This window comes from Streptomyces sp. NPDC102283, from assembly GCF_044766265.1.
Lineage (GTDB): Bacteria > Actinomycetota > Actinomycetes > Streptomycetales > Streptomycetaceae > Streptomyces.
Window position 1 is genome coordinate 57,416 of record NZ_JBIWLQ010000022.1, and the last position, 22,088, is coordinate 79,503.

Below are 22,088 nucleotides of genomic sequence, written 5' to 3' on the forward strand. Positions count from 1 at the left end.
ACAGGCTGTGCGGAACATCGGACCGACGACCGAGGTCGGCCGATCTTGGAAGTGCAGGACATGACGCAGGAGGCGCACGTGACGCAGGGACCGCTCACCACGGAGGCCGGCGCGCCGGTCGCCGACAACCAGAACAGCGAGACCGCCGGCGCCGGCGGGCCGGTTCTCGTCCAGGACCAGGCGCTGCTGGAGAAGCTCGCCCACTTCAACCGCGAGCGCATCCCGGAGCGGATCGTGCACGCCCGCGGCGCCGGTGCGTACGGCACCTTCACGCTGACCCGCGACGTCTCGCAGTGGACCCGGGCGAAGTTCCTCTCCGAGGTGGGCAAGCAGACCGAGACCTTCCTGCGCTTCTCGACCGTCGCGGGCAACCTCGGCTCCGCCGACGCGGTGCGCGACCCCCGCGGCTTCGCGCTGAAGTTCTACACCGAAGAGGGCAACTACGACCTCGTCGGCAACAACACCCCGGTGTTCTTCATCAAGGACGCCATCAAGTTCCCCGACTTCATCCACACCCAGAAGCGCGACCCGTACACCGGCTCGCAGGAGGCGGACAACGTCTGGGACTTCTGGGGCCTGTCGCCCGAGTCGACGCACCAGGTGACCTGGCTCTTCGGCGACCGGGGCATCCCCGCCACGCTGCGCCACATGAACGGGTACGGCTCGCACACCTTCCAGTGGAACAACGAGGCCGGCGAGGTCTTCTGGGTCAAGTACCACTTCAAGACCGACCAGGGCATCAAGAACCTCACCACCGAGGAAGCCGTCCGGCTCTCCGGCGTCGACCCCGACAGTCACCAGCGCGATCTGCGCGAGTCGATCGAGCGCGGTGACTTCCCGTCCTGGACGGTGCAGGTCCAGATCATGCCCGCGGCGGACGCAGCCGGCTACCGCTTCAACCCGTTCGACCTCACCAAGGTGTGGCCGCACGCGGACTACCCGCCGATCGAGATCGGCAAGCTGGAGCTCAACCGCAACCCGGAGAACATCTTCGCCGAGGTCGAGCAGTCGATCTTCAGCCCCGCGCACTTCGTGCCGGGCATCGGTCCGTCCCCCGACAAGATGCTCCAGGGCCGTCTCTTCGCGTACGGCGACGCCCACCGCTACCGCGTCGGCATCAACGCCGACCACCTGCCGGTGAACCGCCCGCACGCCACCGAGGCCCGGACCAACAGCCGGGACGGCTTCCTCTACGACGGCCGTCACAAGGGCGCCAAGAACTACGAGCCGAACAGCTTCGGCGGTCCGTCCCAGACGGACCGCCCGCTGTGGCAGCCCCTGCCGGTCACCGGACCGACCGGCAACCACGAGGCCCCCGTCCACGCCGAGGACAGTGACTTCGTGCAGGCGGGCGACCTCTACCGGCTCTTCTCCGAGGACGAGAAGGTCCGGCTGGTCGAGAACCTCGCCGGGTTCATCGCCAAGGTCTCGCGCGACGACATCGCCGAGCGCGCGATCAACAACTTCCGCCAGGCGGACGGCGACTTCGGCAAGCGGCTGGAAGCCGCGGTCCAGGCCCTTCGCGGCTGACCGGACGCCTGCCGTCGACCGTGGGCCGGACCCCCTCGTGGGGTCCGGCCCACCGGTCGTTCCGGCGTCGACCGTACGCCGGGCGGGCGTCAGCCGGGCGCCGCGACCGCACGCCGGACGGGTGCCCAGCAGCGGATGATGTCGCGCACCGAGACGATGCCCACCGGGCCGTCGCCGTCCAGCACGATCAGATGCCGGAACCCGCCGTGCGTCATGGCCTCCGCGGCCTCCTCCAGAGTCCAGGCCGGGGCGGCGAACACCACGTCGGTGGTGGTGTGGGCGGACGCGGTCTCCCGGTCGGGGTCCAGCCCCGATCCGACCGCGTCGAGGATGTCGCGCTCGGTGATGATGCCGAGCCCGCAGGTGTCCGGATCATGGACGACAGCTGCCCCGATACGGCGGGCCGACATCAGCCGGGCCGCCTGGCGGAGCGTATGGGTGGGGCCGATGGTGAGGACCACCGTGCTCATGGCGTCACGGACGAGCATGAAACGAGCCACCTCCTCGGCGAGCCGACTCTGTGAGTCGATTCACAAGTTCACAAGTGGGGGGACTCTCAGAGTTGCACCCTTGGGGCTGGTCGACAAGGGGTGAGCGAAGCGCGCCGGAGGGCGTGCGAAAAGCACACGACAAGCCCCCGGCACGTCTCGCGGACCGTACGGTTTCGGACAGACCCGAAAGGGGCGGTCAGTAGCGCTGGTTCAGATAACCCAGCAGCTCGTCGTGGAGAGGCCCGTTGGAGGCCGCCGCGTTCCCGCCGCCCGGACCGTCCACCCCGTCCAGCGAGGTGAACCGCCCGCCCGCCTCCTGCACGATGATCGCGGTCGCCGCCATGTCCCACAGCGACAGCTCCGGCTCCGCGCAGATGTCCACGGACCCCTCGGCGACCATCATGTACGGCCAGAAATCCCCGTATCCCCGCGTCCGCCAGCAGGCCCGTGTGAGGTCCAGCAGGCCGTCGAGGCGGCCCTGCGCCTCCCAGCCCGACAGTGAGGAGAACGCGAACGAGGCGTCGGCGATCCGCTCCACCTTCGACACGTGCATCCGGGTCGCGGAGGTAAGGCTGCGTCCGGTGAACGCGCCCGCGCCCTTCGCCGCCCACCAGCGCCGGTTCAGCGCGGGCGCGGAGACCACGCCCATCACCGGCTGGAAGCCGTCCTCGCCCGCCTCCATCAGCGAGATCAGCGTGGCCCACACCGGCACGCCGCGCACGTAGTTCTTGGTGCCGTCGATCGGGTCGATCACCCAGCGCCGCGGTCCGCTGCCCTCGATCCCGTACTCCTCGCCCAGGATCGCGTCCCTCGGGCGGGCCCGGTGCAGGTGGCCCCGGATCAGCTCCTCGGCGGCCTTGTCGGCCTCGCTCACCGGTGTCATGTCCGGCTTGGTCTCCACCTTCAGGTCGAGAGCCTTGAACCGGTCCATCGTCGCCGCGTCGGCGGCGTCCGCCAGTACGTGGGCCAGGCGCAGATCATCGTGGTAGTCGGGCATGCCGTCACAGTATCCAGCGCCGCCGGGCGCGGGCTACAGCGCCCCCGTGCCGCCCGGGACCCTTGACAGCCCCCGGGAGCGCGTCAACTCTGAACCGCGAGGTCCCGGGTGGGGGGAGGCGACGATGCCGACAGCGCGGCAGGCACTGCTGGACGCAGCCCTCCGAGCCCTGGGCGACGGGCCCTGGCGCACGGTGCGCATGGTCGACGTCGCGGCCCTGGCCGGCGTCTCGCGGCAGACCCTCTACAACGAGTTCGGCACCAAGAGCGGGCTGGCCGGGGCGCTGCTGCGACGGGCCGCGGACGGCTATCTCGCCGGAGTGGACCGCGCCCTGAGGGCCCCGGCTCCCGACCGTCCGGCCGCCGTCGCGCTCTGGACCCTACGCGCGGCCCGCCAGGACGCGCTGGTCAAGGCGCTGCTCACGGGGGACTGGGCGGTGGGGCTGCCCCGCCCGGACCGCCCGGACCACCGGCCGGGCCCTCGGGGGCGTCCGGGCGGGAGACCGCCGCCGACCCCCGAGGAACTGCTCACGCTGGTACGGGACCGGATGGCGGCGTCGCCCGGGGCCACCGCCGGGCGCTGCGAGATCGCGTTACGCCTCGCGCTGTCCTGTGTGATCGTCCCGGTCCCGGGCGACGACGCCGCGGACAGCCGGGCGCTCCGCCTCGTCCGGGAGGCGTCACGGCCGGCGGTTCAGGAGGCGGCGGGTCTCAGTGGGCCGAGCCGGACAGCTGGAGGCCGATCACACCGATGATCACCAGCGAGATCGACACCAGCTTCAGCGTGGAGACCACGTCCCCGAGGAAGATCATGCCGTAGATCGCCGTCCCGGCAGCCCCGATCCCGGTCCACACCGCGTACGCCGGACCGACGTCGAGCTTCTTCAGTGCCAGGGTCAGCAGACCGAAACTGCCCAGCGCGAACGCGGCGAACGCGATGGTCGGCCAGAGCCGGGTGAATCCGTGGGAGAGCTTCAGACACACGGCGAAGCCGGTCTCCAGCAGTCCTGCGACCACGACCAGCAGCCAGGGCATCGTCGGTTGCCTCCCGCGTAGGTGACCGGCATCGGTTCGGGAACGTACCCGGTGGACGGCGTCACGCACCGCTCACTCGGTGCGATTATGCCTTTACCGGTCGTTGAGGCTCGCAAACATGCCCGTGCCGACCCGGCCGATTCCTGCCGGGCGCGCCGTCAGTCGCCCTCGCGCCGTTCCCGGGTCGCGAGCAGCCGGTGCAGGGAGTCCAGTCGCGCCGGGTCGGCGTGCCCCTCCGCCACCCAGGCGCCCAGCGCGCACTCCGGCTGGTTCTCGTCGTGGGTGCAGCCGCGCGGGCAGTTCTCGGTGCCCGGCTCCAGGTCCGGGAAGGCGTGGATGACCCGCGACGGGTCGACGTGGTGCAGCCCGAAGGAGCGCACGCCCGGGGTGTCGACCACCCAGCCCCGGTCGCCGGGCAGCGGCAGCGCGAGGGCCGAGGTGGTGGTGTGCCGCCCCCGGCCGGTGACCGCGTTGACGATGCCGGTGGTCCGCCGTCGCTCCGCAGGCACCAAGGCGTTGACCAGCGTCGTCTTGCCGACCCCGGAGTGCCCGACGAAGGCGGTGACGCGGTCGTTGAGGAACTCGCGCACCCGGTCCGCCGCGTCCCCGCTCTCCAACTCCTCGCGGCTGGTCACGATGTACGGGACGCCGAGCGGGGTGTACGCCTCCAGCAGCTTGTCCGGGGACGCGAGGTCGGACTTGGTCAGCACCAGGAGCGGGGTGAGACCGCCGTCGTACGCCGCCACCAGACAGCGGTCGATCATGCGCGGGCGGGGCTCCGGGTCGGCCAGCGCGGTGACGATCGCCAGCTGGTCCGCGTTGGCGACGACCACGCGCTCGTAAGGATCGTCGTCGTCCGCCGTGCGGCGCAGCACCGTGCGGCGCGGGGAGATCCGCACGATCCGGGCCAGGGTGTCCTTCTCGCCGGAGAGATCACCGACGATGGAGACGGTGTCGCCCACCACGGCGGCCTTGCGGCCCAGTTCGCGGGCCTTCATCGCCACCACGGTCCGGCCCTCGACGAGGCAGGTGAGCCGGCCCCGGTCGACGGTGAGGACCATGCCGTCCTCGGCGTCCTCGTGCTTGGGCCGGATGTGCGTGCGCGGCCGGTTGCCCTTGCGGTTGGGGCGGACGCGGATGTCGTCCTCGTCGGGGTTCTTCCCGTAGCGGCGCATCTTCTAGGCCCCGAGCATTCCGGTCCACATGTCCGGGAAGTCCGGCAGGGTCTTGGCGGTCGTGCCCACGTTCTCGATCTCCACGCCCTTCACCGCCAGGCCGATGATCGCCCCTGCGGTGGCCATGCGGTGGTCGTCGTAGGTGTGGAAGACGCCGCCGTGCAGCGGGCGCGGGCGGATGTGCAGCCCGTCGGCCGTCTCGGTGACATCGCCGCCCAGCCCGTTGATCTCCTTGGTCAGCGCGGCCAGCCGGTCCGTCTCGTGCAGCCGCAGATGGGCGACGCCGCTCAGCGTGGAGGGGGAGTCGGCCAGCGCCGCGACCGCCGCGATGCCCGGGGTCAGCTCGCCGACCTCGCCGAGATCCACGTCGATGCCGTGGATACGGCCCGTCCCGGTGAAGGTCAGCCCGCGCTCGGTCAGCTCGCAGCTGCCGCCCATCGCGGTGAAGATCTCGCGCAGCGCGTCACCCGGCTGGGTGGTGCGCTCGGGCCAGTCGGGGACCGTGACCCGGCCGCCGGTCACCAGGGCCGCGGCCAGGAACGGCTGGGCGTTCGACAGGTCCGGCTCGATCGTCAGGTCCCGGCCGAGCAGGGCGGAGGGGGAGACCCGCCACACATTCGGCTCGCCGCCCGTCTCCGGTTCGTCCACCTGCGCGCCGACGGCCCGCAGCATGTCGACGGTCATCCGGATGTGCGGCATCGAGGGGAGGGTGGACCCGGTGTGCCGGACCTCCACGCCCTGGTTGAAGCGCGGCCCCGACAGCAGCAGCGCCGAGACGAACTGCGAGGACGACGAGGCGTCGATCGCCACCGGGCCGCCCTCCAGAGCCCCGCCGCCGTGCACGGTCAGCGGCAGCGCCCCGCGCCCGTCGTCGTCGATCCGTGCGCCGAGCGCCCGCAGCCCCTCGATCACGCCGGTCAGCGGGCGCTCGTAGGAGCGGGGGTCGCCGTCGAAGCGGATCGGGCCGTCGGCGAGCGTGGCGACGGGCGGCAGGAAGCGCATGACCGTGCCGGCGTTGCCGACGTCGACCGCCGCCGGGCCGTGCAGTCCCGCCGGGATGACCCGCCAGGCCTCGCCCGAGCCGACCGGGGAGGCCGCGGCGGACGGGCTGGTGGCGGACGAGGAGGAGACGGTCTCCTCGATCCCGACGCCCATGGCGCGCAGCGCGTCGGCCATGAGCAGCGTGTCGCGGGAGCGCAGCGGGCGGCGCAGCCAGCCCGGCTCGGCGGCCAGCGAGGCCAGCACGAGCGCGCGGTTGGTGACCGATTTGGATCCGGGCACGGTGACGGTCGCGTCGACGGCGCCGCTCGCATGGGGGGCGGGCCAGAGGGCGGGGTGCACGGAACTCTCGGTCATGGCCCTTACTTTAGTGGCTCCACGCCGACCTGGATCCTGATCAAAAGGGCGGAAACCGCCCCGTAACGGAGGAGTGGTGCCGGTCGCGGCGGTCCGGCCCGCCCTCACCACCCCAGCAGCCACCGCCCGCCGCCGATCAGCGAGCACAGCGACACCGCGTGGAAGAGGAACAGCCACAGCACCGCCGGGGCGTGGGTCAGCCGGGCCAGCTGGTCCGCGTCGGAGTCCGGGGCGCCGCCGTGGCGCCGCTTGGACTGGAGCTCGAACGGCGGCCGCACCCCGCCCAGCAGCAGGAACCACACCACCGCGTACGCGAACGCCGACTGGACGTCCGAGGAGGCCAGCCAGGACACCAGCAGGAAGGCGGTGCCCGTCAGGATGACGGTGAGGGCCCCGTACACATTGCGGATCATCACCAGCATCACCGCGAGCAGGGCCGTCGCCACCCACAGCAGGAGGGTGATCCTGCCGTTGGTCAGCAGCCAGGCGCCGCCCAGGCCCAGCAGTGAGGGGGCCGTGTAGCCCGCCGCCGCCGTGAGGATCATGCCGATCCCCGTCGGCTTGCCGCGGCTCACGGTCAGGCCGCTGGTGTCCGAGTGCAGCCGGATGCCGGAAAGCTGCCGCCCGGTGAGGAGGGCCACCAGGCCGTGGCCGCCCTCGTGCGCGATGGTGATGGTGTTGCGCGCGAGCCGCCATATCGGGTTGGGCACGACGGCGACGAGTGCCAGGGTGGCCGTCACCACCACCAGCCACTGCTCGGGAGCGGACTGGGTTCCGGTGACGCGATCCCACAGATCGCCCAATTCGGTGCTGTTCATCGGCCGGGCGACTCCTCGCGGTCGGGGTGGGCGGTCGTGGCAGTCTGGCATCTACGCGCGGACGGTGTCGTGGACGTCCTGGCAACGCTGTCCCGCGAGGGCGACCGTTCCCGGTCCGGGGGTGCGCCGCGTGGATCCGGAGCGCAGGCGCTCCCACGGCCCCTCGGCCGGTGTCAGAGAGTCGGCGGATCGATCACGACCCCGGCCTCGATCTCCCGCACCTGCCGGGTATCCCGACCGAGCACCTCCTGATCGGGGGCGGAGAGCAGCACCCAGCCCAGAGTGGTGAAGAGGTCCTCGGTCTTCGGAACCCGGGACCCGTTGGGGTAGCGACAGCCCAGCTTCTGGAACGAGGACAGCTCGCGCACCTTGTCGAGCACCTCCGCATTGCGCATGGTGCCGCTGTTCGGGGCGGAGAGCCATACCACCCGGGTGGGCCGCACGATCTCGAACCCGGGGACGAAGACGGAGTCCAGATGGTGCCGTACGGCGCGGTCGATCTGAGAATCCCCGGTCGCGAGCCGTGCGGCCTGCTGCGCACAGCCCCCGTCGAGGCGGGCCGCGATCTCGATCAGCCGGGGACCGTCGTCCGTCAGCATGATCTCGGTGTGCGTGCATCCCGTACGGACGCCGACCGCCCGGGCGACCTGCCGCGTGTACGCCTCCAGCACGCCCACCAGCGGATCACCGGGCAGGAGGTAGTCCTCCGCGTCATAGACCCCGATGCGATCCCCCCGGGACGACTTGCTGTATCGGACCACGGCTGTGAGGCCGAGTTCCCCGTCGACGGAGTAGGTGTCCACGACGAACTCGGTCCCTGCCGCGAACTCCTGGAGCAGGATGCTGTCGTTGGTCAGGTCGAACATGTTGGTGGAGCCCAGCAGTCGTCGGAAGGCCGGGCGCCAGTCATCGCCCGCCTCCACCTTGTGGACACCGTCGGTCCCTCCGCTGCACCGGGGCTTCAGTACCAGCGCCCGGCCTTCCAGGCCGGCCTCCCGCAACCAGTCGGCCGCCTCCTCCTCGTTCGCCGCGGCGAACGTGCGCAGGTGTGGAATGCCTGCCTTCGCCGTGGCCTGGACCATGGGCCACTTGTCCCGACGGGCGGCGGAGAGTCCGGGAACATTACCCGTACCCGGTGCCAGCTCCTCGATCAACGCGTCCACGAGCCCGACCGCGTGCTCATTCCCCGGAATGATGGCGACCGGGCCATAGCCGCCCACGATGCGAACGAGCTTCGCGAAATCGCCGTCATGGAAGTGCGTCGCATCGAAAGCCTCGGGTTTCCAGCCGTGCAGATACGATTTCAGGGGCGTCGGCGTGCTCAGCACGGCCACCGGCCGGACTCCCCGCCTCCGAAAGGCGTGCGCGTACTCGGCGGCCTCGGAATAGGGATCGACCAGGATTACGTGGCGTGGCATGTAGCTTCCCCTTCTGCGATGGGTCCCGCTGTCGGCCCGTCGGCAGGACGTACACCGCCCCGTGCGGCGGCCCCCGCGAGGAGGCCCACCACTCCGCAGGCGATCCACAGCCCTTCCTCGAAGCGGTTCCAGACCATCACGCCGATGAACGGACCGATCGCGCTGCCGAGTCCGTACAGCGCGTTCGAAGCTCCGAGATAGCGCCCCCGCAGCCCGGGAGGGCCGGCCTGTGCGGGATAGGCGAAGAACAGGGACGGGTAGCCGATGATCTCCCCGAGCGACCAGACGAGGGTGGCGATCACCAGCGCGGCCAAGCCCCAGGGCAGGGCGTACATGCTCATTCCGACGCCGGTCAGCAGCACGCCCAGGACCACGGCCGTGCGCATCGCCCAGCGCTGCACCACCTTGGCGACGAGGAGTTCACAGGTGATGACCAGAAGGCCGTTCAGCGCGATCATCGCCGCGTAGACCTCGATGCCCAGACCGAGGTGCTTCACGGTCAAGGGCAGGGCCGCGATGTGCTGGATGTAGATGACGGAACTGACGAACATGGCCAGCAGGAAAAGCAGATAGCGACGGTCGGCCAGCACCGCCCGATACGAGGCTTTCGTCCCGCCGCTCCGCGTTCCGTCCTCTGCTCCGGCCGCCGCCCCGTCCTCCGCCGGGTCCGTCGCCGTGCCGCGCGGCAGGGTGGTCGCGGCGACCGCGGAGAAGACCACCACCGCCAGCGCTTCCCCCCAGAACAGGAAGTCCCAGGAGACCTTGACCAGCGCGGCGCCCAGCAGGGGCGCGATCGTGCTGCCGAGGTTGATCGCCAGCCGCCCCATGGCGAAGACCATCATGTGGCGTTCGGGCGCGGTGAGGTCGCTGATCATGCTGGTGGAGGCCGGCTGGTAGGCCAGGCTCGCCGCGCCGCTGAGGGCGATGACGGCAAGGATGGTCGCGTAGCTGTCCAGATGGAGCACGCAGGGCAGCAGCACCGCCGAGCCCAGCAGGGTGGACACGATCGTCAGCCGCGGTCCGAGCCGGTCGGACATCCAGCCCCCGACCAGGGTCCCGACCACGGCCCCCGCGCCGTACACACCGAGGGCCGCGCCGGCCTGGGCGTCGGAGAATCCGCGCTCGGCAAGGTACAGCACCATGAACACCTGCACGAAGCCGCCGAGCCGATTGATCATCATGCCGCCCAGCAGGGACTTCACCGCCGCCGGTGACTCGTGCCAGACCTGCCGTACTCCCGCGCGCTGTTCCCCGGCCGCGCTCGACGGTTTCGTCGCGTTGTCCTGTGCCATGCGACTCACTGTGCGGAAGCGGTCGGCACGGCGACAGTGCGAGCACTGACAGGGAACAGGGAATTACCGCCACCGTCCTCCGTCTGCCGGTGCTCGCGGTCGGCGGCCGCCTTCTCCGCTGTGTCCTGGAGTCCCTCCGTGTCCTCAGGCCGGCCGAGGACGCGGCCCCTGGGCGATGGGCTGTCACCTACCCATGCCGTACTGCCACATTGGGCCTCATGCTGAAGAACGTAGCCGCAGTGCTGCTCGACAACGTGCACCCGTTCGAGCTGGGTGTCGTATGCGAGGTATTCGGGATCGACCGCCGGGAGGAAGGACTGCCGGGCTACGATTTCGCGCTCGTCGCCGCGGAGACCTCGCCCGTGCGGGCGGTGCCCGGGTTCACCATCAGTACGCCCCACGGGCTCGACCGGCTGGACGCCGCCGATCTCATCGCCGTCCCCGTGGGGGACGGCTTCCACACCCGGGACTTTCCGCCCGCCCTTCTGGAGGCCCTGCGACAGGCAGTGGCCCGCGGCGCGCGGGTGCTCAGCGTCTGCGTCGGCGCCTTCGTCCTGGGCGCCGCCGGACTGCTCGACGGGCGGCGCTGCACCACGCACTGGAGGTACGCCGCCGCGCTCGCCGAGCGCTACCCCGAGGCGGAGGTCGAACCAGGGGTGCTCTACGTCGACGAAGACCCGGTCCTTACCTCGGCCGGTACCTCCGCGGGCATCGACGCCTGTCTCCACCTGGTGCGCAAGCTCCAGGGCAGCGACGTGGCCAACGCCATCGCCCGGCGGATGGTCGTGCCCCCGCACAGGGAAGGCGGCCAGGCCCAGTACATCGAGCGGCCCGTGCCGCACTCCGGGGAAAGCGGTGTGCGCATGGCGATGGCCTGGGCCGAACAGAACCTGGAGCAGGAGATCAGCGTCGACCAGCTGTCGGCGCACGCCTGCATGTCACCGCGCACCTTCGCCCGCCGCTTCCGGATGGAGACCGGGACCACCCCCTACCGCTGGTTGCTGGCCCAGCGGCTGCTGGGCGCCCAGCAGCAGCTGGAGAACACCGACGCGACGATGGAGGCCGTGGCGGCCCGTACGGGATTCCTCAACGCCGCCGCGCTGCGTCACCAGTTCGTGCGCTCCCTCGGTATCACCCCCAACGCGTACCGGCGCGCCTTCCGGGGCAGCTCACTCGGCGCGACCAAGTGGGGCCGGACCGACCGGATCGGGACGGGGGCTCCTTTCCCGTAGCCCACCGGTCCTGCCACTCTTGGACGTGTCCCGAGGGCCGGGACACCAGAACACTGGGTGTTCCCCCGGTTCGGATGGGTGGATCGAGATGTGCGGACGGTTTGCGGCGAGTCGGAAGCCCGAGGACCTGACCGGGCTCTTCGGCGTCGAGAAGTGGGAACCCACCGAGGCCCTGGAGCCGGACTGGAACGTGGCGCCGACCAAGGAGGTCTACGCCGTTCTGGAGCGTCCTGTTAAGGACGCCGACGACCAGCGTCCGGTTCGCCAGCTGCGTGCCCTGAAATGGGGACTCGTGCCGTCCTGGTCGAAGACCCCCGAGGGCGCCGCCCGGATGATCAACGCCCGCGCGGAGACCGTGCACGAGAAGCCCTCCTTCCGCCGCGCCTTCGCCCAGCGCCGCTGCATCCTGCCCGCCGACGGCTACTACGAGTGGGTCACCGGTTCGGAGGAACGGCGGCTGGAGGAGGAGAAGGGCAGGAAGCGGGCCCGTAAGCAGCCCTACTTCGTGACCCCCGCCGACGGGTCGGTCTTCGCGATGGCCGGGCTCTACGAGTTCTGGCGCGACGCGACACTGCCCGGCGACCACGGACACGCCTGGTGGGTGACGTGCTCGGTGATCACCACCGAGGCGGAGACCACACCGCTGGCCGTCGCCCCCGCCGAGGGGCCCGGCGCGCTCGCCGACATCCACCCCCGGATGCCGCTGATGCTCACCCCCGACCGCTGGGACACCTGGCTCGACCCCACCCACACGGGCGTCGACGAGCTGCGCGCGCTGCTGGAGCCGCCGCCCGGCGGGCTGATGCGCGCCTACCCGGTCGCCACCACCGTCAGCAACGTCCGCAACAACGGACCCGAACTGCTGGAGGAGCTGGCCGCGCCGGAGGAGTCCACGCTGTTCTGAGCGCCGCGCGGGATGCGGGCGGGCGCGCGGGAGAGGATGGCGCGGTGAGCCGTCAACCACGTACACAGAACGTCACCACCGACGCCGGTGAGGCCCGGATCACCTGGGTCCCCGCGCCCGCGCCCCGCCTCGTCCTGGCCGTGAGCCACGGGGCGGGCGGCGGCATCGAGGCCCGCGATCTGAAGGCCCTGGCCGCGACCCTGCCCGGACACGGCGTCACCGTCGCCCTGGTGGAGCAGCCCTGGCGGGTGGCCGGCAAGAAGGTCGCGCCCGCCCCGAAGACCCTGGACACCGGCTGGCGCGGCCTGTGGCCCGCCCTGGCCGCTCCCGGGCTGCCCGTCGTCTCCGGGGGGCGCAGCGCCGGGGCCCGGGTCGCCTGCCGTACGGCGACGGAGCTGGGCGCGACCGCCGTCCTCGCGCTCAGCTTCCCGCTGCACCCTCCGGGCAAGCCGGAGAGGTCCCGCGCCGACGAACTGCTCGGGGCGGGTGTGCCCACGCTGGTGGTGCAGGGCGGCAACGATCCGTTCGGCCGGCCCGACGAGTTCCCGCCCGGCCCGTACCGACTGGCCGAAGTGCCCCACGGCGACCACGGGTTCGCGGTGCCGAAGAGGTCCGGGGTGACCGAGGAGCAGACGATGGCCGTCCTCACCGGCGCGGTGGCCGGGTGGATCGCGTCACTCGGCTGACCGGATCGGCCCCGGGGTGATCCGGGCCTCACGCACCCGGCACGGGCCACGGGAATGCTCCGCCCGGGGGCGCTGTTGTTCGGGACGTCGGTACGGATACGTCAGTACGGATACGTGGTACCCCGAACAACGTGGAGAGGGAGTCCGTCGCATGGGTTCGACCATCTGCCCCAGCCGCTCGAACGCCGCTGATCTGGAGTGGACCGTGCTGCCCGCGGCGAGGACCAGCCTCGAGCGGCCGCCGGGCGGAGCTGATCGACTGCCCGCCCCGAAGCAAGGTCGACTATTCTCCGATGCGAGCGGGTCCGGTTTCGGCTCCGCCACATCGTTGGAGGAGGTGGGTCCGGTCACTGGGACCGACACAGGGACCGACGACGGCCGTGCACCGGAGACGTCCGCCGAGCGCAACGCGCGCTTCGAGCGGGACGCCCTCGGCTTTCTCGACCAGATGTACTCGGCCGCGCTGCGTATGACGCGTAACCCGGCCGATGCCGAGGACCTGGTCCAGGAGACCTACGCCAAGGCGTACGGCTCCTTCCACCAGTTCCGTGAGGGTACGAACCTCAAGGCGTGGATGTACCGCATTCTGACCAACACCTTCATCAACTCGTACCGCAAGAAGCAGCGGGAGCCCCAGCGCAGCGCCGCCGAGGAGATCGAGGACTGGCAGCTGGCACGGGCCGAGTCGCACATGTCGACCGGTCTGCGCTCCGCGGAGTCCCAGGCGCTCGACCATCTCCCGGACTCCGACGTGAAGTCGGCGCTCCAGGCGATTCCCGAGGAGTTCCGCATCGCCGTGTATCTCGCCGATGTCGAGGGCTTTGCCTACAAGGAGATCGCGGACATCATGGGGACCCCCATCGGTACGGTGATGTCCCGGCTGCACCGCGGCCGTCGCCAGCTGCGCGGCATGCTGGAGGACTACGCCCGTGAGCGCGGGCTCGTCGCGGCCGGCGCCGGTGACTCGGACGATCGGAAGGGCTCGGCCTCATGAGCTGCGGAGAGCCGCACGAGACGGATTGCTCGGAGGTCCTCGACCATCTCTACGAGTTTCTCGACCGGGAGATGCCCGAGGGCGACTGCACGAAGTTCGAGGTGCACTTCGAGGAGTGCTCCCCGTGCCTGGAGAAGTACGGCCTCGAACAGGCCGTGAAGAAGCTGGTCAAGCGCTGCTGCGGGCAGGACGACGTCCCGACCGATCTGCGCTCCAAGGTGATGGGCCGGATCGACCTGATCCGGGCCGGCGAGGCCGTGCCCGAGCAGGATCTGACCGTGCAGGACACCGACCGGTCGGCGTCCGCCGCCGAGTAGTCACACCCGTAGATGCTCCGCCGGATCCCCGAGGTCCGGCGGGACGGCCGCTGTGCCCCGATCGCCCGGGTGCGGCGGCCCACGCATGTCCGGGGCCGCGCCGGAGCGGCCCGGTACCGGCTCCGGGCAGGATCACCGGTCACCGGTGGCCGAGGCGCTGGGACGCGTCCTCGCGCGGGCGGTCTGACCCCGGCCGGAGCTGGGTAACCCATGGGTAATGAGCGGGCGTCCGGCCGGGCATGGTTGGATGCGAAAGCAGAGCGGATGACGAGGGTGTCCAGTCGGGACAGGCGGGAATCGTGAGGATCTTCGGGAAGGTACGGCATCGGCCGTCCGCCTCTTGGCGGCAGGCCACGGACCGCGCGTTCACGCTGATCGGCGACGGCCGGTACGAGGACGCGGGAGCGCTGCTGACGCGCGCGGCGGATCTGGAGCCCTGGCTCTCGGAGTCCTGGTTCAATCTGGCGCTGCTGCACAAGTTCCGGCACGACTGGGAGCAGGCGAGGGCGGCGGGCCTGCGGGCCGTCGCGCTGCTCGACCGGGAGTCGGGCGCCCCGGACTGGTGGAACGTCGGGATCGCGGCCACCGCGCTCCAGGACTGGCCGCTGGCGCGGCGGGCCTGGCAGGCGTACGGGCTGAAGGTCCCCGGCGGTGGCCAGCACAGCGCGGCCACCACCGAGCCGACCGGTATGGAGCTCGGCAGCGCCGCCGTGCGGCTCTCGCCGGAGGGCGAGGCCGAGGTGGTCTGGGGCCGCCGGCTCGACCCGGCCCGGATCGAGGTGCTCTCGATCCCGCTGCCGTCCTCCGGGCGGCGCTGGGGCGAGGTCGTGCTGCACGACGGGGTGCCCAACGGCGAGCGGGTCACCGCGGCCGGGCCCTCGTATCCGGTGTTCGACGAGATCGAGCTGTGGGCTCCCTCACCCGTGCCGACCTGGGTGGTGCTGCTGGAGGCGGCGACCGAGGACGACCGGGACGCGCTGGAGAAGCTGGCCTCGGACGCCGGGTTCGCCGCCGAGGACTGGTCCTCCTCCGTACGGCTGCTGTGCCGGGCGTGCTCGGAGAGCCGGATGGAGAGCGACGAGGGCGACGGGGAGCACCTGGACCCGCACGATCACAGCGAGCCGGGCCACCCCGGGCCGCTGGGCCACCGCACCGCGGGCGCCGGAGACCTGTGGGTCCCGGAGCGCGAGTGCGGCCTCGCGGCCCCCGCCGGACTGGTGCGCGGGCTGCTGGACGGCTGGGTCGCGGACAGCCCCGACAGCCGCGAGTGGCGGGATCTCGAAGAAGTCTGCTGACCGGTGGCCGTAGGCTGTACGCGCACCGTTCACGGTGCTGTTCCACTCGCGGTTCCCGGGCACTGACGGGACGGGACACGGCGGGGTCACCGAGTTCAGGTTTGCAGGAAGGCGTACGGCGGACATGTCGCAGCAGGAGACGGACGGGCGGATCGGCGTGGACGACGAGGGGTTCCTCGTCGACACGGAGGACTGCGAGGAGCGCGAGGCGGCCTACCGCGAGCGCGGCACCTCCCGTCCGATCACGGTCGTGGGCAACCCGGTGCTGCACAAGGAGTGCAAGGACGTCACCGCCTTCGACGACGAGCTGGCGCGGCTGATCGACGACATGTTCGCCAGCCAGAGGGCGGCCGAGGGTGTCGGCCTGGCCGCCAACCAGATCGGCGTGGACCTGAAGGTCTTCGTCTACGACTGCCCCGACGACGACGGGGTCCGCCACACCGGTGTCATCTGCAACCCGGTCCTGGAGGAGCTGGCTCCCGAGGCGCGGGTGCTGGACGACTCCAACGAGGGCTGCCTCTCGGTCCCGACCGCGTACGCCTCGCTCGCCCGCCCCGACTACGCCGTGGTGCGCGGGCAGGACGCGCAGGGCAATCCGGTCAAGGTGCGGGGCAGCGGCTACTTCGCGCGGTGCCTCCAGCACGAGACGGACCATCTGTACGGCTATCTGTACATCGACCGGCTCTCCAAGCGGGAGCGCAAGGACGCGCTGCGGCAGATGGACGAGGGCACTCCGCGCTACGAGGTCGTCCCGAACGACTGAGGACGAACACCCCCGCAGGGGCCCGGCACCGGTTCGCGGGTGCCGGGCCCCTGCCGTTTCGCTCCGCCCCTGGCAGATAACTGCAGTTTCCCCAGAGGTAGTTGACGCGCGTAGCTGACTGGGCCAGGCTCGCTGCACATCGACCGTGACGTTCAGAGGGAGACCCCTGTGCTGAGACGTACCGCACGCGTTCTGCTCGGACTTGTCATGACCATTACGTTCGCGCTGGGGGGTGCGGTGCTGACCGCCGGCACCGCGCAGGCCGACGGCTGCTACACCTGGACCCGCACCCTGAAGGCAGGCGCCACCGGCAACGATGTCACCCAGCTCCAGATCCGGGTGGCCGGCTACCCGGGCTACAACGCGGTGCTCGCCATCGACGGCTCCTACGGCCCCGCCACCACCGCCGCCGTCAAGCGGTTCCAGGCGGCCTACGGCCTGGCGGCCGACGGGGTCGCCGGCCCCGCCACCCAGTCCAAGCTCTACGCGCTCCAGGACAACGACTGCACCCCGGCCCACTTCACCTACCCCGAGCTGAACACGTGCAACAGCACCTGGGCCGGCGGGAAGGTCGCGGCGGGCACGGCCAAGGCCAACGCGCTGAGCAGCATGTGGAAGCTGGAGGCGCTGCGCCACGCGCTGGGCGACCAGTCCATCCGCGTCACCAGCGGCTTCCGCTCCACCTCCTGCAACGCGGCCGTGGGCGGAGCCTCCAACAGCCGTCATATGTACGGTGACGCGGTCGACCTCGGCGCCTCCCCGCACTCGCTGTGCACGCTCGCCAAGCAGGCGCGCCACCACGGCTTCCGGGGAATCCTCGGCCCTGGCTACAGCGGCCACAACGACCACGTGCACGTCAACCAGGGCCCCAGCCGCTTCTGGTCGGCGCCCAGCTGCGGTATCTGACCCGCCGCGGACGGGGGCGGGCAGTCGGTGACCGTGCCCGGCGGCGCTCAGGCCACGTCGGGCACGGCCGCGGTCGCCGGGCCCCGGAAGGTGCGGCGATAGGTGTTCGGCGTGGTGCCCAGTGACCGCACGAACTGGTGTCGCAGGGTCGCCGCCGTACCGAAGCCCGTCCGCCCCGCGATCGTGTCGACCGTCAGGTCGGACGTCTCCAGCAGATGCTGGGCCAGCAGCACCCGCTGCCGCAGCAGCCAGCGGTACGGCGTGGTCCCGGTCTCCTGCTGGAACCGCCGGGCGAAGGTGCGCGGCGACATGTGCGTCAGCGCCGCCAGCTGCTCCACGCTCATCTCCTGGTCGAGGTGCTGCTCCATCCACGCCAGGGTCGAGCCGACCGTGTCGCAGGCGTTCCGGGGCAGCGGGCGGCTGATGTACTGCGCCTGCCCGCCGTCCCGGTGCGGCGGCACCACCATGCGCCGGGCGAGGGTGTTGGCCGCCTCCTGGCCGTACTCCTGCCGGACCAGATGCAGACACGCGTCGATCCCGGCGGCGGTGCCCGCCGAAGTGATCACCGCGCCCTCGTCCACGTACAGCACGTCCGGCTCGACGATCGCCTTCGGGAAGCGCCGCGACAGCGCCGCCGCGTGCTGCCAGTGCGTGGTGCAGCGGCGGCCGTCCAGCAGCCCTGCCGCGCCCAGGACGTACGCCCCCGAACAGACGCTCAGCACCCGTGAGCCGCGCGCGACGGCCCGGCGCAGGGCGTCGAGCACCTCCTCGGGATACTCCCGCCGCATGAAGTGGCTGCCCGCCGGCACGGCGATGAGGTCGGCCGCCTCCAGCCGCTCCAGGCCGTGCGGCGTGGAGATGGTGAAGCCCGCGTGGGTGTTCAGGACGGAGCCCTCGGCGGAGACCACCGCGAAGTCGTGCACCGGCAGGCCTTCCTCGCTGCGGTCCAGGCCGAACACCTCGCACAGGACGCCGAGTTCGAAGGGGTGGACCTCGTCGAGGAGGAGGGCGGCGACATTGGTCAGCATGGTGTGAGTGTGGCAGCTATTTGATGTCTCATGGCAGTCCTGCCACTGATGATTCTCGCTCCGGCGGTCCAGAGTAGAGACATGAACACATTCCTGAACTACCTGGCCGTAGCGGTACTTTTCGCCCTCGTCCTCGCGCCCGTGGCCCTCGGCGTCGCCCGCGAACGCCGCATCGACCGCCAGCTGCGGGAGGCGGAACGCGGGCGGCGGGCGGCCGGACCCCCGGAAACGGAGAGCGCCGCGCGACCGGTCCCGGCCGCGCGGCGCCCTCACCTCAGAAGTTGGGCCAGGGTCTGAGGAACCCCTCGGGTCCGAAGAATCTAGAAGTCGTCGTCGAACCCGACCGAGCCCTCGACGGCCACCTGGTAGGCGGACGGGCGGCGCTCGAAGAAGTTCGTCAGCTCCTGGACGCCCTGGAGCTCCATGAAGGAGAACGGGTTCTCCGAGCCGTACACCGTCGGGAAGCCGAGACGGGCGAGCCGCTGGTCGGCGACGCACTCCAGGTACTGGCGCATCGACTCGGTGTTCATGCCCGGCAGACCCTCGCCGCACAGGTCGCGGCCGAACTGCAGCTCCGCCTCGACCGCTTCCCGCAGCATGTCGGTGACCTGCTGCTGGAGCGCGTCGTCGAAGAGCTCCGGCTCCTCCTTGCGGACGGTGTCCACGACCTCGAACGCGAAGTTCATGTGCATCGTCTCGTCACGGAACACCCAGTTGGTGCCCGTGGCGAGACCGTGCAGCAGACCGCGCGAGCGGAACCAGTACACGTACGCGAACGCGCCGTAGAAGAACAGCCCCTCGATGCAGGCCGCGAAGCAGATCAGGTTCAGCAGGAAGCGGCGGCGGTCGGCCTTCGTCTCCAGCCGGTCGATCTTCTCGACCGAGTCCATCCACTTGAAGCAGAACTGCGCCTTCTCACGGATCGAGGGGATCTCCTCGACCGCGTCGAACGCGGCGGCCCGGTCGTCCGGGTCGGGCAGGTAGGTGTCCAGCAGCGTCAGATAGAACTGGACGTGCACGGCCTCCTCGAAGAGCTGCCGCGACAGGTACAGCCGCGCCTCGGGGGAGTTGATGTGCTTGTACAACGTCAGCACGAGGTTGTTGGAGACGATCGAGTCACCGGTCGCGAAGAACGCCACCAGCCGGCCGATCATGTGCTGCTCACCCGGTGACAGCTTCGCGAGGTCGGAGACGTCCGAGTGGAGGTCGACCTCCTCCACGGTCCAGGTGTTCTTGATCGCGTCCCGGTAGCGCTCGTAGAAGTCCGGGTAGCGCATGGGACGCAGGGTCAGCTCGAAGCCCGGGTCGAGCAGGTTCTTGGTGTCGTTGGTGCTCATTACTGGCAGGCCTCGCAGGACTCGGGGTTTTCCAGGGAGCAGGCGATGGCGTCCGCGTCGGGAGCCGAGGCCTGCTGTACGGGAATGGGGGCGGCGGCCGACGCCTGGCCGGACGCCGCACGGGCGATCCGGGTCGCCGGGCGCGAACGCAGGTAGTACGTCGTCTTCAGCCCCTGCTTCCAGGCGTACGCGTACATCGAGGAGAGCTTGCCGATCGTCGGCGTCTCCAGGAACAGGTTGAGCGACTGGCTCTGGTCGAGGAACGGCGTGCGGGCCGCGGCCATGTCGATCAGGCCGCGCTGCGGGATCTCCCACGCCGTGCGGTACAGCGCCCGCACGTCCTCGGGGATCCAGGCGAAGCCCTGCACGGAGCCGCTCGCCTCGCGCAGCGCCTCACGGGTGCGGGAGTCCCACACGCCGAGCTTCTTCAGCTCGTCCACCAGATAGGCGTTGACCTGGAGGAACTCGCCGCTGAGCGTCTCGCGCTTGAACAGGTTGGAGACCTGCGGCTCGATGCACTCGTACACCCCCGCGATCGAGGCGATCGTGGCGGTCGGCGCGATGGCCAGCAGCAGCGAGTTGCGCATGCCGGTCTTCGCGACCCGGGCGCGCAGGGCGTCCCAGCGCTCCGGCCAGTTCAGCTCGGTGTCGTAGTGGTCGGGGTGCAGCACACCGCGCGCGGCCCGGGTCTCGGACCAGGCGGGCAGCGGTCCCGACCGCTCCGCGAGGTCGCAGGACGCCTCGTACGCGGCCAGCATGATGCGCTCGGAGATCTTGGTGGAGAGCGCGCGGGCCTGCGGCGAGTCGAACGGCAGGCGCAGCTGGAAGAAGACGTCCTGGAGGCCCATCGCGCCCAGGCCGACCGGCCGCCAGCGGGAGTTGGAGCGCCCGGCCTGCTCGGTCGGGTAGAAGTTGATGTCGACGACCCGGTCCAGGAAGGTCACGGCGGTCCGCACCGTGGCGTCCAGCCGGTCCCAGTCGATCGAGCCGTCCGCCACGAACGCGCCCAGGTTGACCGAACCCAGGTTGCAGACGGCCGTCTCGCCGTCGTCCGTGACTTCGAGGATCTCCGTGCACAGGTTGGAGGAGTGCACGACCCGGCCCGGCTCGGCGGTCTGGTTCGCGGTCCGGTTGGAGGCGTCCTTGAACGTCATCCAGCCCTGGCCGGTCTGCGCCAGGGTCCGCATCATCCGGCCGTACAGCTCACGCGCCGGAATCGTCCTGCGGGCCAGCCCCTTGGCCTCGGCCGCCCGGTAGGCCGCGTCGAACGCGTCGCCCCACAGGTCGACCAGCTCGGGCACGTCGGCGGGGGAGAACAGCGACCACTGCGTGTCCGCGTCGACCCGGCGCATGAACTCGTCCGGGATCCAGTGGGCCAGGTTGAGGTTGTGCGTACGCCGCTGGTCCTCGCCCGTGTTGTCGCGGAGCTCCAGGAACTCCTCGATGTCCGCGTGCCAGGTCTCCAGGTAGACCGCCGCCGCGCCCTTGCGCCGGCCGCCCTGGTTCACCGCCGCCACGGAGGCGTCCAGCGTCTTCAGGAACGGCACGATGCCGTTCGAGTGCCCGTTGGTGCCCCGGATCAGCGAACCCCGGGCGCGGATGCGGGAGTACGACAGACCGATGCCGCCCGCGTGCTTGGAGAGCCGCGCCACCTGGTGGTAGCGGTCGTAGATCGAGTCCAGCTCGTCCTTCGGGGAGTCCAGCAGATAGCAGGAGGACATCTGCGGGTGCCGGGTGCCGGAGTTGAAGAGCGTGGGGGAGGAGGGGAGGTAGTCCAGCCGGCTCATCAGCCCGTACAGCGAGGCGACCTCGTCCAGCGCCCGCACCGACTCGTCCTCGGCGAGGCCCGCGGCCACGCGCAGCATGAAGTGCTGCGGGGTCTCGATGACCTGCCGGGTGATCGGGTGGCGCAGCAGGTAGCGGCTGTGCAGCGTGCGCAGACCGAAGTAGCCGAAGCGGTCGTCGGCGCCGTCCGCCAGGGCCTGCTCGACGAGCCGGTCGAGGGAGGCCGCGTGGAGCGCGACGAAGGCGGCGGTGCGGTCCGCGATCAGGCCCTCGCGATGGCCCACGGCGACCGAGGCGGAGAAGGACGTCGCGCCCTGGCCCGCGGCCTCGTCGGCGATCGTGCGGGTCAGCAGCCGGGCGGCCAGCCGGGAGTACGCCGGGTCCTCGGAGATGAGCCCCGCGGCGGCCTCGGTGGCCAGCGAGCGCAGTTCGGCCTCGTCGGAGCGGGCGTTGCGTCCGCGCAGCGCGGCGGCGGCGACCCGTCCGGGGTCGGTGTCGGGAAGATCGACGGTGAGGTCGGTCAGGGTCCGCAGCAAAGCGGTCCCGGGTCCGTCGTTCGTGCCTGTTCCGGACGTGGTGGAGGCAGCGGATTCGGTGGCTGAAACCGGATCGGCGGGCGCGATGGTCACGGGGCTTTCCCTCGCTCGGCAGGGGCCGGCGGAAGGCGGGGAGCCGGGCAGCGCGAAACCCGGGGCAGGGCAGCACAGCGACGGCGTCCACCGGCCTATCC

At 71.0% G+C, this 22,088-nt stretch carries 22 protein-coding genes; 11 read left to right on the forward strand and 11 right to left on the reverse strand.

What is annotated here, in order from left to right:
• Positions 1-60 precede the first annotated feature (60 nt).
• Positions 61-1,530 (forward strand): catalase, encoded by a 1,470-nt coding sequence (locus ACIRJT_RS32420; RefSeq protein WP_403916312.1) that lies wholly within the window; start codon positions 61-63, stop codon positions 1,528-1,530.
• An 89-nt stretch (positions 1,531-1,619) separates the two neighbouring features.
• Here the strand turns inward: ACIRJT_RS32420 and ACIRJT_RS32425 are convergent, their stop codons facing one another.
• Both ACIRJT_RS32425 and hisN read right to left on the reverse strand, forming a co-directional pair.
• Positions 1,620-2,018 (reverse strand): cyclic nucleotide-binding/CBS domain-containing protein, encoded by a 399-nt coding sequence (locus tag ACIRJT_RS32425; RefSeq protein ID WP_403916315.1) that lies wholly within the window; start codon positions 2,016-2,018, stop codon positions 1,620-1,622.
• A 199-nt stretch (positions 2,019-2,217) separates the two neighbouring features.
• Complete coding sequence (gene hisN / locus ACIRJT_RS32430) at positions 2,218-3,018, reverse strand: histidinol-phosphatase (protein WP_371625822.1); 801 nt, start codon at positions 3,016-3,018, stop codon at positions 2,218-2,220.
• A gap of 124 nt (positions 3,019-3,142) precedes the next feature.
• On the opposite strand from hisN, the gene ACIRJT_RS32435 reads away from it, so the two are divergent.
• Positions 3,143-3,772 carry a TetR/AcrR family transcriptional regulator gene (locus tag ACIRJT_RS32435; protein WP_403916319.1) on the forward strand — a complete coding sequence of 210 codons (630 nt, stop codon included), beginning with the start codon at positions 3,143-3,145 and terminating at the stop codon, positions 3,770-3,772.
• On the opposite strand, the gene ACIRJT_RS32440 is transcribed toward ACIRJT_RS32435, so the two are convergent.
• The 6 genes from ACIRJT_RS32440 to ACIRJT_RS32465 form a co-directional block, all read right to left on the reverse strand.
• Positions 3,729-4,052 carry a multidrug efflux SMR transporter gene (locus ACIRJT_RS32440; RefSeq protein WP_010061553.1) on the reverse strand — a complete coding sequence of 108 codons (324 nt, stop codon included), beginning with the start codon at positions 4,050-4,052 and terminating at the stop codon, positions 3,729-3,731. The genes ACIRJT_RS32435 and ACIRJT_RS32440 overlap by 44 nt on opposite strands.
• Positions 4,053-4,210: 158 nt before the next feature.
• Positions 4,211-5,227 carry a ribosome small subunit-dependent GTPase A gene (rsgA, locus tag ACIRJT_RS32445; protein ID WP_403916322.1) on the reverse strand — a complete coding sequence of 339 codons (1,017 nt, stop codon included), beginning with the start codon at positions 5,225-5,227 and terminating at the stop codon, positions 4,211-4,213.
• A 3-nt stretch (positions 5,228-5,230) separates the two neighbouring features.
• On the reverse strand, positions 5,231-6,583 hold the full coding sequence (gene aroA / locus ACIRJT_RS32450) for a 3-phosphoshikimate 1-carboxyvinyltransferase (RefSeq protein WP_403916325.1): 1,353 nt from the start codon (positions 6,581-6,583) through the stop codon (positions 5,231-5,233).
• Positions 6,584-6,687: 104 nt separating this feature from the next.
• Positions 6,688-7,401, reverse strand: a complete 714-nt coding sequence (locus ACIRJT_RS32455) for a M50 family metallopeptidase (protein ID WP_097866092.1) — start codon at positions 7,399-7,401, stop codon at positions 6,688-6,690.
• Between the two features lie 173 nt (positions 7,402-7,574).
• The gene (locus ACIRJT_RS32460; RefSeq protein WP_403916327.1) at positions 7,575-8,819 is read right to left on the reverse strand and encodes an ATP-grasp domain-containing protein; all 1,245 of its coding nucleotides are present in this window, start codon (positions 8,817-8,819) and stop codon (positions 7,575-7,577) included.
• Positions 8,804-10,111 (reverse strand): MFS transporter, encoded by a 1,308-nt coding sequence (locus tag ACIRJT_RS32465; RefSeq protein WP_403916329.1) that lies wholly within the window; start codon positions 10,109-10,111, stop codon positions 8,804-8,806. Before ACIRJT_RS32465 ends, ACIRJT_RS32460 begins: the two co-directional genes overlap by 16 nt.
• Positions 10,112-10,329: 218 nt before the next feature.
• Here ACIRJT_RS32465 and ACIRJT_RS32470 point away from each other — a divergent pair, with 218 nt between their 5' ends.
• From ACIRJT_RS32470 to ACIRJT_RS32505, 8 genes are all read left to right on the forward strand, one after another.
• A complete protein-coding gene (locus ACIRJT_RS32470; protein ID WP_403916332.1) occupies positions 10,330-11,343 on the forward strand; it encodes a GlxA family transcriptional regulator in 1,014 nt (337 codons plus the stop codon).
• Between the two features lie 88 nt (positions 11,344-11,431).
• The gene (locus ACIRJT_RS32475; RefSeq protein ID WP_403916336.1) at positions 11,432-12,247 is read left to right on the forward strand and encodes an SOS response-associated peptidase; all 816 of its coding nucleotides are present in this window, start codon (positions 11,432-11,434) and stop codon (positions 12,245-12,247) included.
• Positions 12,248-12,291: 44 nt separating this feature from the next.
• Positions 12,292-12,933: an alpha/beta family hydrolase gene (locus tag ACIRJT_RS32480; protein ID WP_403916339.1), complete on the forward strand. Its 642-nt coding sequence runs from the start codon at positions 12,292-12,294 to the stop codon at positions 12,931-12,933.
• A 337-nt stretch (positions 12,934-13,270) separates the two neighbouring features.
• On the forward strand, positions 13,271-13,927 hold the full coding sequence (locus ACIRJT_RS32485) for a sigma-70 family RNA polymerase sigma factor (RefSeq protein ID WP_007458152.1): 657 nt from the start codon (positions 13,271-13,273) through the stop codon (positions 13,925-13,927).
• On the forward strand, positions 13,924-14,244 hold the full coding sequence (rsrA, locus tag ACIRJT_RS32490; protein WP_018959150.1) for a mycothiol system anti-sigma-R factor: 321 nt from the start codon (positions 13,924-13,926) through the stop codon (positions 14,242-14,244). The genes ACIRJT_RS32485 and rsrA overlap by 4 nt, the downstream gene beginning before the upstream one ends.
• A gap of 299 nt (positions 14,245-14,543) precedes the next feature.
• A complete protein-coding gene (locus ACIRJT_RS32495; protein WP_018959149.1) occupies positions 14,544-15,539 on the forward strand; it encodes a hypothetical protein in 996 nt (331 codons plus the stop codon).
• A gap of 124 nt (positions 15,540-15,663) precedes the next feature.
• A complete protein-coding gene (gene def / locus ACIRJT_RS32500; protein WP_403916342.1) occupies positions 15,664-16,302 on the forward strand; it encodes a peptide deformylase in 639 nt (212 codons plus the stop codon).
• Positions 16,303-16,470: 168 nt separating this feature from the next.
• Positions 16,471-17,208 (forward strand): D-Ala-D-Ala carboxypeptidase family metallohydrolase, encoded by a 738-nt coding sequence (locus ACIRJT_RS32505; RefSeq protein WP_403916345.1) that lies wholly within the window; start codon positions 16,471-16,473, stop codon positions 17,206-17,208.
• 47 nt (positions 17,209-17,255) lie between these two features.
• Here ACIRJT_RS32505 and ACIRJT_RS32510 read toward each other — a convergent pair whose 3' ends face one another.
• Positions 17,256-18,236 carry a GlxA family transcriptional regulator gene (locus ACIRJT_RS32510; RefSeq protein WP_403916347.1) on the reverse strand — a complete coding sequence of 327 codons (981 nt, stop codon included), beginning with the start codon at positions 18,234-18,236 and terminating at the stop codon, positions 17,256-17,258.
• Between the two features lie 81 nt (positions 18,237-18,317).
• Here ACIRJT_RS32510 and ACIRJT_RS32515 point away from each other — a divergent pair, with 81 nt between their 5' ends.
• The gene (locus ACIRJT_RS32515) at positions 18,318-18,533 is read left to right on the forward strand and encodes a hypothetical protein (RefSeq protein WP_403916349.1); all 216 of its coding nucleotides are present in this window, start codon (positions 18,318-18,320) and stop codon (positions 18,531-18,533) included.
• A 23-nt stretch (positions 18,534-18,556) separates the two neighbouring features.
• Here ACIRJT_RS32515 and ACIRJT_RS32520 read toward each other — a convergent pair whose 3' ends face one another.
• Positions 18,557-19,573, reverse strand: coding sequence for a ribonucleotide-diphosphate reductase subunit beta (locus ACIRJT_RS32520; protein WP_403916351.1), 1,017 nt, complete (start codon positions 19,571-19,573; stop codon positions 18,557-18,559).
• Positions 19,573-21,987: a ribonucleoside-diphosphate reductase subunit alpha gene (locus ACIRJT_RS32525; RefSeq protein ID WP_403916354.1), complete on the reverse strand. Its 2,415-nt coding sequence runs from the start codon at positions 21,985-21,987 to the stop codon at positions 19,573-19,575. Before ACIRJT_RS32525 ends, ACIRJT_RS32520 begins: the two co-directional genes overlap by 1 nt.
• Between the last annotated feature and the right edge of the window lie 101 nt (positions 21,988-22,088).